The sequence below is a fragment of the Methyloterricola oryzae genome (assembly GCF_000934725.1).
Lineage (GTDB): Bacteria > Pseudomonadota > Gammaproteobacteria > Methylococcales > Methylococcaceae > Methyloterricola > Methyloterricola oryzae.
In genome coordinates this window covers 142,045-155,763 of record NZ_JYNS01000002.1, presented here as the reverse complement: position 1 = coordinate 155,763, position 13,719 = coordinate 142,045, and the positions used below count along the sequence as shown (strand labels likewise).

The 13,719-nt window shown below is 62.3% G+C and carries 14 protein-coding genes; 8 read left to right on the top strand and 6 right to left on the bottom strand.

From position 1 onward, the window contains the following. Window positions 1-552: 552 nt before the first annotated feature. Entirely contained in the window at window positions 553-1,299 is a 747-nt protein-coding gene (locus EK23_RS04560) for an energy transducer TonB (RefSeq protein WP_052807924.1), read from the top strand. A 55-nt stretch (window positions 1,300-1,354) separates the two neighbouring features. Here the strand turns inward: EK23_RS04560 and EK23_RS04555 are convergent, their stop codons facing one another. Next, the gene (locus tag EK23_RS04555) at window positions 1,355-2,305 is read right to left on the bottom strand and encodes a sterol desaturase family protein (protein WP_052807923.1); all 951 of its coding nucleotides are present in this window, start codon (window positions 2,303-2,305) and stop codon (window positions 1,355-1,357) included. Window positions 2,306-2,567: 262 nt separating this feature from the next. Here EK23_RS04555 and msrQ point away from each other — a divergent pair, with 262 nt between their 5' ends. Further along, the gene (msrQ, locus tag EK23_RS04550) at window positions 2,568-3,203 is read left to right on the top strand and encodes a protein-methionine-sulfoxide reductase heme-binding subunit MsrQ (protein ID WP_045224129.1); all 636 of its coding nucleotides are present in this window, start codon (window positions 2,568-2,570) and stop codon (window positions 3,201-3,203) included. Between the two features lie 39 nt (window positions 3,204-3,242). On the opposite strand, the gene EK23_RS04545 is transcribed toward msrQ, so the two are convergent. Both EK23_RS04545 and EK23_RS04540 read right to left on the bottom strand, forming a co-directional pair. Further along, a complete protein-coding gene (locus EK23_RS04545; protein WP_045224128.1) occupies window positions 3,243-3,608 on the bottom strand; it encodes a DnaJ family domain-containing protein in 366 nt (121 codons plus the stop codon). Between the two features lie 15 nt (window positions 3,609-3,623). Next, window positions 3,624-4,637 carry a tryptophan--tRNA ligase gene (locus tag EK23_RS04540; RefSeq protein ID WP_045224127.1) on the bottom strand — a complete coding sequence of 338 codons (1,014 nt, stop codon included), beginning with the start codon at window positions 4,635-4,637 and terminating at the stop codon, window positions 3,624-3,626. Window positions 4,638-4,833: 196 nt separating this feature from the next. Here EK23_RS04540 and EK23_RS04535 point away from each other — a divergent pair, with 196 nt between their 5' ends. From EK23_RS04535 to EK23_RS04520, 4 genes are all read left to right on the top strand, one after another. Next, a complete protein-coding gene (locus EK23_RS04535) occupies window positions 4,834-5,559 on the top strand; it encodes a dienelactone hydrolase family protein (RefSeq protein WP_045224126.1) in 726 nt (241 codons plus the stop codon). 31 nt (window positions 5,560-5,590) lie between these two features. Beyond that, on the top strand, window positions 5,591-6,556 hold the full coding sequence (gene accA, locus EK23_RS04530; RefSeq protein ID WP_045224125.1) for an acetyl-CoA carboxylase carboxyl transferase subunit alpha: 966 nt from the start codon (window positions 5,591-5,593) through the stop codon (window positions 6,554-6,556). Between the two features lie 32 nt (window positions 6,557-6,588). Further along, complete coding sequence (gene tilS / locus EK23_RS04525) at window positions 6,589-7,926, top strand: tRNA lysidine(34) synthetase TilS (protein WP_045224124.1); 1,338 nt, start codon at window positions 6,589-6,591, stop codon at window positions 7,924-7,926. Between the two features lie 121 nt (window positions 7,927-8,047). Continuing rightward, entirely contained in the window at window positions 8,048-9,742 is a 1,695-nt protein-coding gene (locus EK23_RS04520) for a hypothetical protein (RefSeq protein ID WP_045224123.1), read from the top strand. 26 nt (window positions 9,743-9,768) lie between these two features. On the opposite strand, the gene epmB is transcribed toward EK23_RS04520, so the two are convergent. Then, complete coding sequence (gene epmB / locus EK23_RS04515) at window positions 9,769-10,752, bottom strand: EF-P beta-lysylation protein EpmB (RefSeq protein WP_045224122.1); 984 nt, start codon at window positions 10,750-10,752, stop codon at window positions 9,769-9,771. Window positions 10,753-10,839: 87 nt separating this feature from the next. On the opposite strand from epmB, the gene efp reads away from it, so the two are divergent. Then, entirely contained in the window at window positions 10,840-11,409 is a 570-nt protein-coding gene (efp, locus tag EK23_RS04510; RefSeq protein WP_045224121.1) for an elongation factor P, read from the top strand. Next, window positions 11,396-12,403 (top strand): EF-P lysine aminoacylase EpmA, encoded by a 1,008-nt coding sequence (gene epmA / locus EK23_RS04505; protein WP_045224120.1) that lies wholly within the window; start codon window positions 11,396-11,398, stop codon window positions 12,401-12,403. The genes efp and epmA overlap by 14 nt, the downstream gene beginning before the upstream one ends. 56 nt (window positions 12,404-12,459) lie before the next feature. On the opposite strand, the gene EK23_RS04500 is transcribed toward epmA, so the two are convergent. Next, on the bottom strand, window positions 12,460-12,645 hold the full coding sequence (locus tag EK23_RS04500) for a hypothetical protein (RefSeq protein WP_052807922.1): 186 nt from the start codon (window positions 12,643-12,645) through the stop codon (window positions 12,460-12,462). Between the two features lie 134 nt (window positions 12,646-12,779). Next, window positions 12,780-13,481 (bottom strand): TorF family putative porin, encoded by a 702-nt coding sequence (locus EK23_RS04495; protein WP_268748164.1) that lies wholly within the window; start codon window positions 13,479-13,481, stop codon window positions 12,780-12,782. Window positions 13,482-13,719 lie beyond the last annotated feature (238 nt).

Genomic DNA, 13,719 nt, shown 5'->3' with positions numbered 1-13,719 from the left:
GTCAAGCACGCATGCCAACAGGCCGAACTGAAGGGCTTGAGCATGGGGACCTAGGTCTTCCTCTCATCCTCCAGCAAGGCGATGCGGCCAATACCGTTACCCTCCCGGGCTACGTGCGCTGGGACGCTCATGCTGCCTATACCCTAGGTGCACGGAGCCAGAGACTTGAACCCTACGGCGCCGTTTCCTCAGGACCGGGCGGATTGACTGTTGAGACAATCTCAGTCCGCCATCTGAAGCACTGTGTGATTTCACACTCCCAAGCCGGCCGCCGCAAAGCCCGGAAATTGGCGCGGCCGCGCCACGGCTGGAGTGCATGAGAATGGCATGCGGTCTGCTTGCTTTTGACTCGCATGACCTCAATTGGGCTGGCGGCCGCGCGGGGGTGCAAAATCCGATCGCGCGCGGCCGCCAGCCATTTTTTCCCGGATTGACGATGGCGGAATGCGGACCTTGGGTGCACGCTCGTATTGCGGAGTCAGGCCTCCCTGACAACGCCTTTCCCCTGCCTCTTACTCGCCATGCCGCCGACACTTGCGGAATCCCCGCATCATGATGCCCTATCTCCTCGCCAGCCGCGTGCAATCCTTGCGCGTTCTTGAGTCAGGAATTGCCCCCCGTGAACAGCACTGGCAGCGTGCGGCCCGCGCGCTTGCGGCCTTCGCCCTGGTCGCGGCAGGACACGGATTGCTCCTGCAATGGTATTGGTCCGGACCCACAGAGCAACCGCTTAAGCACGGGATTCCGCTGCCTAGCATCGATATCGTGCTGGCGGCACCCGTCATTCAGACAACCAGGCCGACGGTGGAAACGCCGGTCCCGGCTTCCCGGAACCCGCAGCCAAAACCCGATGCAGTGCTGGTGAAAAAGCCCAGAGTCAAACCGAAACCAAAGCCGAAACGATTTCGGGAAAGCGCAACGGCTCCGCCAAAGCTCCAGGATGCGCCGATTAGCGCCCCTATAGCAGCGCCGGAACCCGTCCAGGAACGCGTCGCCCCGCCCCCACCCGAGCCGTTCGTCCCGGCCGCCGTCAACGCGGATTATCTCAACCATCCGAATCCGGACTATCCCCGCATCGCCAGGTCACGCCACTGGGAAGGTGAAGTGTTGCTGAAGGTTCTGGTCCGCGAGGACGGTGCCAGCGGCGCGGTCGAAGTGGAGCGCTCCAGTGGTCACGACGCGCTGGACGAGGCCGCCGCCGAGGCCGTACGCGGCTGGCATTTCGTGCCGGCGAAACGGGGCGACATGACCGTGGCCAGTTGGGTCACCATTCCCATCAGTTTCCGCCTAAGCCCGTGAATCCCCCAGAGTCAAGGATCGGCGACCGAAGCGTTGGCCTGGGGGCCGTATGCCTTCACCCGCCTCCCGCCTGCGCTATCTCCCGCTCCGCCTCCAGCCAATCCAGGTAATCGCTGCCCGGGGCAAATCCACGCTTTTCGGCCCGGTAATACGCCGCCTCGGCAATCATGGCTCGCACCGTTTGCTGACTGGGTGTGTAGTGCCAGGTGAAGCCGAACTTCATGAGTTCGACGATACCTTGCTCTTTCACGAACTTCAGGCCGAGCTTTTCCGGTTCCTGATGCGCAAAGGTACCGAACCAACGGTCCCACCCGGAGAACACCGCGCCGAAGTTGCGATCGTGCTCGTCCCGCCGTGTCGAATGATGGATTCGGTGCATCGAGGGTGTCACGATGAACCGGCCGAGCCAGCTTTCACCGGCAAACCGGGTATTGCTGTGGTGAAAGAGCACGAACAAGGTCATGATCGCCTCGTTGGCGAGCACGACAGCCGAATCGACGCCGAGCACGACAATGAAGAGTGCTTTGAGCAGCGTGGTCAGAAGTAACTCGCCGAGGTGCAGACGCAAGCCCGTGGACACGTTCATGCAGCGGTCGCTGTGGTGGACCTTGTGCAGCATCCACAGCACCTCGAAGTGATGGCATGCCCGATGCCAGAGATACAGTGCCAGGTCCAGCAACACGAAGGCTAGCACGCACTTCAGTGGCGAATCGTCCAGCGTTCCCAACAAGCCCCAGGCGGCGAAGCGGTCGGCGATCAGAAAGAGGGACGATACCGACACCAGGGACAGCAAGGTGTCATTGAGCAGAAACAGGCCGGTGTTGGTGAGGTAGGAACGACGGATCACCCGGTTTCCTTCCTGCCGCAGGCCAAATTTGGCTTCGATGGCAAACAGGCAGGCGAAGGCCAGAAGGAGTGACGTGAGCCTGACCTCATCGGTCGACCAAGCGGGCAACTCCAGATCGAACGCAGGAAACGCGAACAAAGCGTGTATCTTGTTGAACATGGGCAACTCCTACTCCGCTCGAGATCAAGGGTCTAATTGAGTCTGAGTGTACAATGCTTACATTAACGCACAATGACGCCAACAATCTTAAGACTGTTTCCTTAAAGGAAACTTAAGAACCGGCAGGCCAGATGGCTGCCATCGCGGTGGAAATCGGTCGTCCGGAGGCTCGGGGAACGCGGGCATGGTAAGCTTTGCAGTTGCCGCGCGATACATTCGGAGCGTCATTGCCTGGGACACCCAACGGCCCTATCCTGGATCCATGTCACAGCCCCCCCGTACCAGCGACCGGATTGCCCATGCGGCCCTCCTGGCAGCCTGTCTCACACCGCTGATCGGGCTCATCGCCGGTGCGTGCACGCGATCTCTGGGTGCGGACCCTGTCGCGGACATTCAACATAGCACCGGTATCTGGTCCCTGCGGCTCCTGCTTTTCACCCTCGCTTTGACACCCCTGGCCCATTATTGCGGATGGCACGAGCTGGGCCGCTACCGCCGCAGCCTCGGCCTTTGCGCCTTCCTTTACGGCTGTCTGCATGGGCTGGCGTATCTGGTGTTCGATCAGTTTTTTGCTTGGGGTGCGGTGACAGAGGACCTGCTGCGGCGACCAGCCCTGACCGCCGGACTGGGCACCCTGCTAGTGCTGACACCTCTGGCCGCCACTTCCTTCCGGGGTACGGTCAGGCTCCTGGGGCTGCAGCGCTGGCGTAAACTGCACCGCTTGGCTTACCTCGCGGCGGGCCTGGCCGTATTCCACTATCTCTGGCTGGTCAAGCAGGACATACGTGACCCGGCCCTCTACGCGCTCCTGCTGGCGCTGCTGATCATCCTGCGCTTGCAACCGCGCGCGTCCCAGCGCAAAAGCTTGACCGCAGCCCGCGGCGAAACCGTCAGGTGAAGTGGGCGTCGATCGGGACGCCGGGGCCAGGGCGATGCATCAGCCCAGGCTCTTGAGTTTTTCGGAGATGCGTTGGAAATAATGGTCAGCCAGCGCCAGGTTGCCGCCGCGCTGCGCGCCCAGCCGTTCCATCAGCAAGCGCAGGCGCTTGCGTTCAGGTTCGCCATGGATACCCTGGGTATCGATCAGACTCAGGAGATCATCGATATCGCGCAGGAGCTGGACTTCTTCGGGAATGTAGCCTGAATTCTTGAGGATGCGAAAAGCCAGGCGCATGTCGGCCGGGACGAAATGCAGATCCTCCTCCGGCGGTATCGGTTTACCCTTGCCCGGAAGATCGTCCAGTTCGCCGCGTTCCAACGCCTCGGCAATCTTCTGCTCGGCAAGTCGCTCCAAAAACAGCACGGGCAAAGCTTCAGATCAACGCGCCAAGCTGCGGATGCCGACGCTCGCACGAATCTTTTGCATGAACGGCACACTGTATTCCCGAGCCCGCTGCGCGCCCTCCTGCAAGGCTTCCTCGATCTTTTCCGGCGCCTCCAGCAGCGCCTCGTAACGCTCGCGAGCCGCCATCAGATGGTTGTTCAGGTACTCGAACAGGAATTGCTTCATTTCGCCCCAGCCGATGCCTTCCTCGTAACGGCGGCGCACCGCCGCGACTTCCTCCTTAGTGGCGAAGGCCTTGTAAATACTGTAGAGCGTGCAGCTATCCGGATCCTTGGGCTGGCCGGGCTCCAGGGAGTTGGTCTTGATCTTCATGACCAGCTTACGCAGTTGCTTTTCCGGCACGAACAAGGGAATCGTATTGTCGTAGCTCTTGCTCATCTTGCGGCCGTCCAGCCCGCAGAGAATCGCGGCTTCCTCGCTGACCTCCGCCTCCGGGATGACAAAGTGCTCGCCGTAGATGTGATTGAAGCGCCCGCCGATGTCCCGGGCCATCTCGATGTGCTGCACCTGGTCCTTGCCGACGGGCACGCGATGGGCATTGAACAACAGAATGTCCGCCGCCATCAGGATGGGATAGTTGAAAAGCCCCATGGTGACGCCCTTGTCCGGGTCCTGTTCGCCACTGTCCTCGTTGGCCTGCACCGCCGCCTTGTAGGCATGGGCCCGGTTCATGAGCCCCTTGGCGGTGGCGCAACTGAGCATCCAGGCCAGCTCGGTGATCTCCGGAACGTCGGACTGGCGGTAGAAAACGGCGTTGCGGATGTCCAGGCCCAGCGCCAGCCAGGTGGCGGCGATTTCCAGGGTCGACTGACGCACCCGCTCGGGGTCCTGACATTTGATCAGCGCGTGGTAGTCGGCCAGAAAATAAAAAGGCCGCACATTGCGGTCGTGGCTGGCCGCGATGGCCGGACGAATGGCGCCGACGTAATTGCCAAGGTGGGGCGTACCGGTGGTGGTGATACCGGTGAGGACTGTGGTCTGGGTCATGCGGGGAGCCTGTGAATATGCGAAAGGGTTCAATTGCCGCGGACAAAGGCGCCGCCAGCGCCGCCAAAAAGTGCTAAATATGGCACAAGCTTCGCGGCCCCGTCACCTGCTACGCAGTTTCCAGCCTTGAGCGTGCAAGGCAACTTGCCGAGAATAGGTGCCGACTCAAGCCCTAGCCATACTACCGAGGAGAAAAATGAGCGCCGATATCCAAACCCGCAGCGTCGAATATGCGCACGGCAGCACGCGCCTGCTGGGCTTTCTGGCCTGGGACGACAGCCTCCCGAAGCCCTTGCCCGCCGTGCTCGTCTCCCATGCCTGGGGCGGTCGCGACGAGTTCGCCTGCGGCAAGGCGCAAGCTTTGGCCAGGCTGGGTTATGCCGGTTTTGCCCTGGACATGTACGGGGATGCCCGCGTCGGCAGCGGACCGGAGGAAAACAGCCGGCTTATGGCACCCTTCATGAAGGACCGGGCCCTGCTACAGGCCCGCCAGCTTGCGGCCCTTCAAGCCGTCCGGGCTCTGTCCGAAGTGGACGGCACGCGTGTCGCCGCCATCGGCTTCTGCTTCGGCGGCCTGTGCGTACTCGACCTGGCCAGGACCGGCGCCGATATCCGCGGGGTGGTGAGCTTTCACGGCTTGCTCAACCCTCCGGAGAATATCGCGGGACGCCCCATCCTCGCTAAGGTTCTGGCCCTGCATGGCCACGATGATCCCATGGCACCACCGGAGCAGGTGCTGGCGCTGCAACGCGAACTCACCACCGCCGGCGCCGATTGGCAGGTGCAGGTATACGGCCACACCCTGCACGCCTTTACCAATCCGCGCGCCAACGATCCCGGCTTCGGCACAGTTTACAAGGAAATCGCCGACCGACGGTCCTGGCAAAGCATGCAGAATTTCCTCTCGGAGGTGTTAAAATAAACCACCCCAACCCCACATAGAATAACGATAAATGGACCTCAAATTCCTTGACTTCGAACAGTCCATCGCCGAACTGGAAGCCAAGATCGAAGAGCTGAAGCACGTCGGTTTCGACAACGAGATCAACATCTCCGAGGAAATCGCCCGGCTGGAGGAGAAGAGCCGAAAGCTCACCGAATCGATCTTCTCGAAGCTGAGCGCGTGGCAGATATCGCAATTGTCCAGGCATCCGCAGCGCCCCTACACGCTGGACTACCTGGACATGATCTTCGATGACTTCCATGAACTGCATGGCGACCGCGGCTTCGCCGACGATCCCGCCATCGTCGGCGGCGTGGCGCGCCTGGATGAATTTCCGGTGATGGTGATCGGCCATCAGAAAGGCAGGGATACCAAGGAAAAGATCTACCGCAATTTCGGTATGCCGCGCCCGGAGGGCTACCGCAAGGCCTTGCGCCTGATGCGCCTGGCTGAGCGCTTCCGCCTGCCGCTGATCTGCCTGATCGATACCCCGGGCGCCTATCCGGGCATCGGCGCGGAGGAGCGTGGCCAGAGCGAGGCAATCGCCCGCAATCTGTTCGAGATGTCCAAGTTGCGCATCCCCATCGTGTGCGCGGTTATTGGCGAAGGCGGCTCCGGCGGCGCGCTGGCCATCGGTGTGGGTGACCGCCTGTTAATGCTGGAATACAGCACTTATTCCGTCATCTCCCCGGAAGGCTGCGCCTCCATCCTGTGGAAGAGCGCCGACAAGGCCGAGCTTGCCGCAGAGGCCATGGGCATCACCTCGGACCGCTTGCTGGAGTTGAAGCTTATCGACGAGATCGTCGATGAGCCCTTGGGGGGCGCTCACCGTGACCGCGCGGTGACAGCCCACAACCTGAAAGCGGCGCTGAAGAAGCACCTGCATGAACTGCAGCCGCAAACCGTCGAAACGCTGCTGCGTGAACGCTACGAACGCCTCATGAGCTATGGCGTGTTCGAGGAAGCTGAAGTCTGATCTGAACCCGCCGACTGGCCGCTGAGGCCCTGATGCAGCCGAACGTGCAAAGCCTGCACGCGGCGCTCGGGGCCTGCCCGCCCCCGCCGCGCTACTGGGTCGCCTACAGCGGCGGTCTAGATTCCCATGTTCTGCTGCACCTCTGCGCGCGCCTGCGTGCGGACGCGCTGGGCTTTCCCCCCGTCCACGCCGTGCATGTGCACCACGGCTTGCAGCGCCAGGCTGATGACTGGGCGGTCCATTGCGATCGCGTCTGCCGCGAACTCTCGATCCCCTTGCTGATCCTGCATGTCGATGCGCGGGCCGCGCCTGGGGAGAGCCCGGAGGAGGCGGCGAGAAACGCCCGTTACCAGGCCATAGGCCAGCACATGGCGGCGGGTGATATCCTGCTGACAGCCCAGCACGGCGACGATCAGGCCGAGACCCTGCTCCTGCAACTGCTGCGTGGCGCTGGTCTCGCAGGGCTGGCCGGCATGCCGGTCCGCTCACCGTTTCCGCCCGGTGCCTTGTTGCGCCCCCTGCTCCATCACTCTCGCCCGGAACTTCTGGACTACGCCCGCGCGCAGGGATTGAACTGGATCGAAGATCCAAGCAATGCCGACCTGAGCTTCGATCGCAACTTCATCCGCGGTCAGATCCTGCCCTTGCTGCAGAAGCGCTGGCCCGGCGCCAGCCGCGCCCTCGCCCGCAGCGCCGGGCATTGCGCCGAGGCCTTGCAGCAATTGAACGCACTCTCGGATGACCTCTTCCACGCGACACTGGGATCGGACGGCCTTAGCCTGAAGGTGCCGAACCTTGCCGTGCTCACCAGGGCCGACCAACGCCTGGTGCTCAGGCGCTGGCTGCGCGCCTCAGGATTCCGCATGCCCTCAGCCGCCGTGCTGGAGCGCATCCTCGAGGAAGTGCTGCCAGCCGGCGCCGACAAGATGCCGGTCGTGGCCTGGCGCGAAGGTGAAGTGCGGCGCTACCGCAATCATCTCCACCTGCTGCCCCCGCAGGGCTTTTTCGATTCCACAGCCGTGCTTCCCTGGACGGCCGGCGATAGCCTGAAACTGCCCGGGGGCGCCGGCGAATTACGGATCACCCCGGCGCGGCCGGGCCTGGGACTGGACGCGCGACGCTGGGCATTGGGTCCTGTGGAGGTGCGCTTCCGCCGCGGCGGCGAACGTTGCCGGCTGTCAGGACGCGGAACAGCCAGCCATGCACTGAAAAAGCTGTTTCAGGAGACGGCGGTGCCACCCTGGTTGCGTGACCGGGCTCCCCTGGTTTACGTCGCGGGTGAACTGGCGGCGGTAGCCGACTGGTGGGTCACCACAGAGGCTGAAGGCACCGATTTTTCGTTGACATGGCGGCGCGGCAACAACCCCTAGCCGTCGCTGCCACATCCATCTGCCACTTACCGTTTTTCCTTATCTCAAGTTGACAGCCCGCTGGCGATCTGGTGCACTTCCATCAAAGAGCGCAACACTTTAAGACAAAAGGTATTGGCGGGTGAATCGGGGATCGGACGAAGCGGAACTGCTGGCGGCATTTTCGCAAATCGTATTGAAGCAGTTTCGGGAGATGCTGAAGGACACGGCCCAGCATGGCGAAGAAGACATGTTTGCGCTGGCCGAAACCAGCGAGGACCTGTTCTTCCGCACCCACGTCTGCGACGTCCTGAACGAATTGCGCCAGGAAACGCTGGCCATTCAGCTATCGTTTGCCACCGATTTGCGCCGGCGCTTCCAGTCCGCCCTGAGCGGCGAACCCGCCGGACCGGCCTCGGATAGCGGTGCGGACGCCTTGCCGCCGGAACTGGTCGCCTGCGGGAGCATGCAGTCCTGCCAGGATCGCTGGCTACCGGAGGCCGAGAAACTGGGTGTCTTGGCCTTGCAGCGACTGACTGGAAGCGTCGCTGGCGCAGGCCTGCGACTCCCCCTCACCCCGATGGACGTCGCCTCCGCCTATTTCAGGGCGCTGGATTCGATTCGCCTGCCCGTTCACACTCAGATCAAGGCCTGCCTGGCGGAACTGCTGGCAAAGCGTCTGGACGGATCCTTGGGGGACGTGTACTCCCGGTTCGCCGACTACCTGGAATCCGGCGACCACGTGGAATGGGTCGAGGACGACGAACCGCTCCTGGAGCGTGCCACGTCCGCCTCGGAAGCCAGCGCGCCGCTGCGCGATTCCGGTCACGTCGCCGGTACGTCGCCGGAGCCTGAAGCGGAAGCCCCCGGACCGATCAGCTACACGCCTAAAATCAGCGGGCCGCCCCGCATGGGTCCCCTGGAAGCCTTGGTGGCGCGCGAAACCGGCACCCTGCCCGCCGAACCCGCGCCAGCGAGCGAGCCGAACGAACCGGCCGTGGCGGAGGCAGCGCCCGTGACGCAAGCCGAGGCTGTTCCCCTAAATAAAGGTCTCGCCTTCGCCGCGGCCGCCTGCCTGTTGGTAGTCGCACTGCTCCTAGGCCGTCACTACGGTACGCCGCACAAAGACTCGCCAGCCCGCGGGCAGGTCCTTTCGGCCCAGCCAGCCGCGACGGCTTCGCCCCCGGCAGATGCGGCGCCTGACGCGGCCACCATGGATCTGAAGGCCGCCTCTCCTGCGGGCGCTGACATAGAGCCATCAGTTTCTGCCCCGGTGTCCACTGCGCCACCGGTCACGGTGGCCCTGGACAGCACGGACCTGGACGATCCCGCTACCCCCGCCCCCAAGCCTGCCAGCACACCCAGCGCCGAACCAGAAGCAACGCCTGCGCCCAAACCGACCGCCAAACCGACCACATCTCCAAAGGGGGTGGTGACCACCCCCGAGCCGAAACCGCAGCGGCCGAAAAAGGCCGATGAGGCCGCGCGCAGCAAACCCTCACCTTCGCCCAGCGCTACGCCCCTCCCGCGCGCCGCCAGCGCTGCCGTCATGCGCAAGCTCAAGCTCCGCGGGTACGACTGGGTGCGAGGCCGCGATGATGGTTCGACCTTCATGAAGCTCAGCCTGTTCAACGGCAGTTCGTCGCCTATTCAACGAATCAAGTTGACGTGCACCGCCTATTCCGACAGCCTGGCCCGCCTGCAGTCGGTCGGAAAGTCCGTTACTGCCAGCATCGAACCCGGCGCCACAGGCACCGTGCGCCACATCAACCTGGGCCGTTTGCACAAGAAAACCGCGCGCATCAGCTGCGCCGTCGAAAATGTCGAAATACGCTGAGGGCCCTGCCCGCCCCGTCCGGCTGCTTAGATCACGGGAAGCTTGAACGGGGCCCCCGCGGCCTCCCGCACCAGCTTGGGCACAAGATAACCGGGCAGCACTCGCCTAAGCTGTTCATGCAGGTCTTGGGCGGCCGCATCACTCACCTCAAAATGGGCCGTACCGCGAGCCTTGTCCAGCAGGTGCAGGTAATAGGGCATCACGCCGCGCTCGAACAGGATTTCGCTCAGTTCCGCCAAGGTCTCCGCGTCATCGTTCACACCCCGCAGCAGAACGGACTGGTTGAGCAGGGTCACGCCAGCCTCCTTTAGTTGTGCAAGCGCACGGCCCACGGAGCGGTCGATTTCGCGCCCATGATTGGCGTGGATCACCATGACCGTCTGGAAGCGCGTATCTGCCAGCAGCGCCGCCAATGCCTCCGTGATTCGCGCCGGCAAGACAACCGGCAAGCGGCTATGCAGGCGCAGCCGGCGGAGATGGCTTATGGTCTCCAGCTTATGCACCAACTCCGCCAGGCGATCGTCCGAGAGGGCCAGCGGATCGCCCCCACTCAGGATCACCTCCCGGATGCTCGCATCGCCATTTAAGTAATCCAGCGCCGCGGCCTCCCGCTGCCGGCTCAACTGTTCGGCACCATAGGGGAACTCGCGGCGGAAGCAATAGCGGCAGTGGATGGCGCAGGCGCCTGTCACCACGAGCAGCGCCCGTCCCTGGTATTTGTGCAGCAATCCCGGGGCCGCCACGGCCGCTAGGTCGCCCACCGGGTCGCCGCAGAATCCCGGAGCATCCAGGTCCTCGTCCGGCAAGGGCAATACCTGGCGCAGCAGGGGATCCGCGGGGTCGCCCTTGACCATGCGTTCCGCAAAACTGCGCGTAACCCGCAGCGGAAATGCCGTGGCCGCCGGCGGATGATGCGCCTGCTTTAGATCCTGCAGATCGAGAAATTCCAGGAGTTCGTCCGGTCGGGTAAAGGCGGCCGCCAGTTCGGCCTGCCAGGTGAGTTGCAGCATGATGGGAGGGCAAAGTTTCTAATGACCAAGCTTCCCATTATAATGGCGCGCATTTTTTGAGTTAATCCAGTTACAACCGAGGACAGAATGGCAGTTTTCAGTACCAATGAATTCAAGGGCGGGCTCAAGGTCATGCTGGACGGCGACCCCTGCTCCATCATCGAGAACGAGTTCGTCAAGCCGGGCAAGGGCCAGGCCTTCAACCGCGTCAAGCTGCGCAACCTCAAGACCGGCCGCGTCATCGAACGCACGTTCAAGTCCGGCGACACCATCGAGGGCGCCGATGTGGTGGACATGGAGATGCAGTATCTCTACAACGACGGCACCGAATGGCACTTCATGCAGCCCGAGAGCTTCGAGCAGTATGTGGCCGACGCCAACGCGGTGGCCGACGCCAAGAAGTGGCTGAAGGAGCAGGATGTCTGCATCGTGACCCTGTACAACGGCCAGCCTCTGTCGGTACAGCCGCCCAACTTCGTCATCCTCAAAATCGTGGAGACCGACCCGGGCGTGCGCGGCGACACCTCCGGCGGCGGCGGCAAACCGGCCACCCTGGAAACCGGCGCGGTGGTGCGCGTGCCCTTGTTCGTGCAGACCGACGAAGTGATCAAGGTGGACACCCGGACCGGCGAATACCTCTCGCGTGTCAAGGAGTGAGACAACCGCGGACTGGCAACCTGCCTGCGCGCGTTCGGCCCTCATCGCCAGGGCCGAACTGAACGCGCGAATCCGACGCTTCTTCGCCGAGCGTGGCGTGCTGGAAGTGGAAACACCACAGCTATCCAGGCGCACCGGCACCGATCCCAATCTCCAGCCCTTTCTGACCCATTTCCATAGGCCCGGCGAGGCAAGCGCTGAAGGACAGCCGCTGTACCTGCAGACTTCACCAGAATTTGCCATGAAGCGCCTGCTCGCGGCGGGCTCAGGATCCATCTACCAGATCTGCAAAGCCTACCGCAACGAGGAGTGCGGGCGTCAGCACAACCCCGAGTTCACGATTCTGGAATGGTACCGGGTCGGCTTTGGCCTGACGGAATTGATGGATGAGGTGGAAGACCTGCTGACAGACTTGGCCAGGCCCACATTGAAACTGGGCGCCAGTGAACGACTGCCCTACCGGGCTATCTTCGCCGAGCACGTCGGCGCCGATCCCTTGAGCGCCAGCCTCGAGGAACTCGCCGTCTGTGCCGAAACCCATGGGATCGAGGATGCGCGGCGCCTGTGCGGGAGCGAGCGGAGCTGCTGGCTTGATCTATTGTTCAGCCTGCTGGTGCAGCCTCGGCTGGGAGAGGAGCGGATCAGTTTCGTCTACGACTACCCCGCGCTGTTGCCGTCGCTGGCGCGACACAAGCCCGGTGAACCGGATGTGGTGGAGCGGGTTGAGGTCTTCTTGGCGGGCGTGGAACTGGGCAACGGCTTCCACGAACTGTCCGACCCACTGGAACAGGAACGCCGCTTCGATGCCGATCTGGCCATCCGCCGCGCTCAAGGCCCAAACGAGCCGGAAAAGGACGAGCGCCTGCTCGGCGCCCTGCGTGCCGGCCTGCCCGATTGTTGCGGCATCGCCCTGGGCCTGGACCGCATCCTCATGCTGATCACGGGTGCCGAGAGCCTCGACGCCGTGCTCGCGTTTCCTCTGGAGAGGGCTTGACGCCCCATTGCCTTGCCGGCGACAAACCCGATTCCGGGTACCGTCAATCGAATCGCTTAGATGGAGCCGGTGGACTCGATGTCGATCTGTGCAGCATCGTTAAAGACGTCCGCTTGCGGCTCGGCCGACACCAGGCGCATCAAGGGCGCCACGAGCGCGATCTCATGCTGGCGTGTGGGACAGGCATACCAGGAATCGGCGGCGAAGTCGAAGGCGTAGGCATCCTGGCCATCCTGCTCCATGGCCACGAGTTCCCTGCCGCGCCCGCGCCAGACGCACGCCGGCGGTTTGGACTGGGCCAGGAATGCCTTCCTGATCCAGTGGAGACAGCCTAGTATTGTTCAGAGTTGAAGTGGGCGAAACGCTGCTGGGAAATTCAGAAGCCAGCGGTTATGGAGAACAGAAACTGTGAATTGATATACGGAAGCTCAATGGCTCCCGGGTCGGGTTTGGTGCGGGTCGAGTGATAATCGACGTAGCGAAAGTCCATGCCCGCGAACTTATAGAAATACCAGGTAAACCCCGCATTCCAGTAAAGCGTGTCGTATTCCAGCAAGTGATAGGCCTGGTTGTATCCCACGCCCGCTGAAGCGCTCAAAGTGGCTGTCAAGGGATAGCGCCCGGTCAGTTCATAGTTCAGGCTCTGCTCGTTGCGGTTATAAGCATCGTCCGCATAGGAAAACGTGCCGGAAACCAGGTCCCTGAACTTGACGGAGAAGCTGTATTCGTTGTAATCCGAATAGCGCCCCTGCACTTTGTCGTTGAAGATATAGCGCGAAACCGCTGTATCGAAACGCCAATCTTCGTTCAGCTTGTATAGATAGCCCACGTACGGGTAAAACTCCACGTCCGAGCGGTCGGAATAACGCTTGTCATCCATATCCACCCAGGACACCCAGGTGCCCACATACAGCCCTGATCCATGCTCATAATCCACATTGGCACGGAACACCGGATTATTATCACTTTTTGAGTAAGCGCGGTAATAATAGTTGGTGGCAAAGGTCAGCAACGCGCTGAACTTGTCGTACTCACCCGCCCGTGCCTGCAAGCAAAGACAAAGCATCGCCGACGCCACGACTAAACTTCGCAAAGACTTACCGGTCACTTGTGTCCTTATCTTTATATGTTCCGGTCGAATGGTACGCAATTTACCCGTGCCAGGTCGTAAGCACAAGTCGCATTCGCCGTCCTATCCACCCCGTTTAACGGGAATAATAGCGTGAATACTGAAAATGCGAGAGTGTCGCAATTAAGCGACGCAAAATTGATAGTCCACGCCCTGCGCGCGCCAGGCTCATTCAAGCATCGCTGCG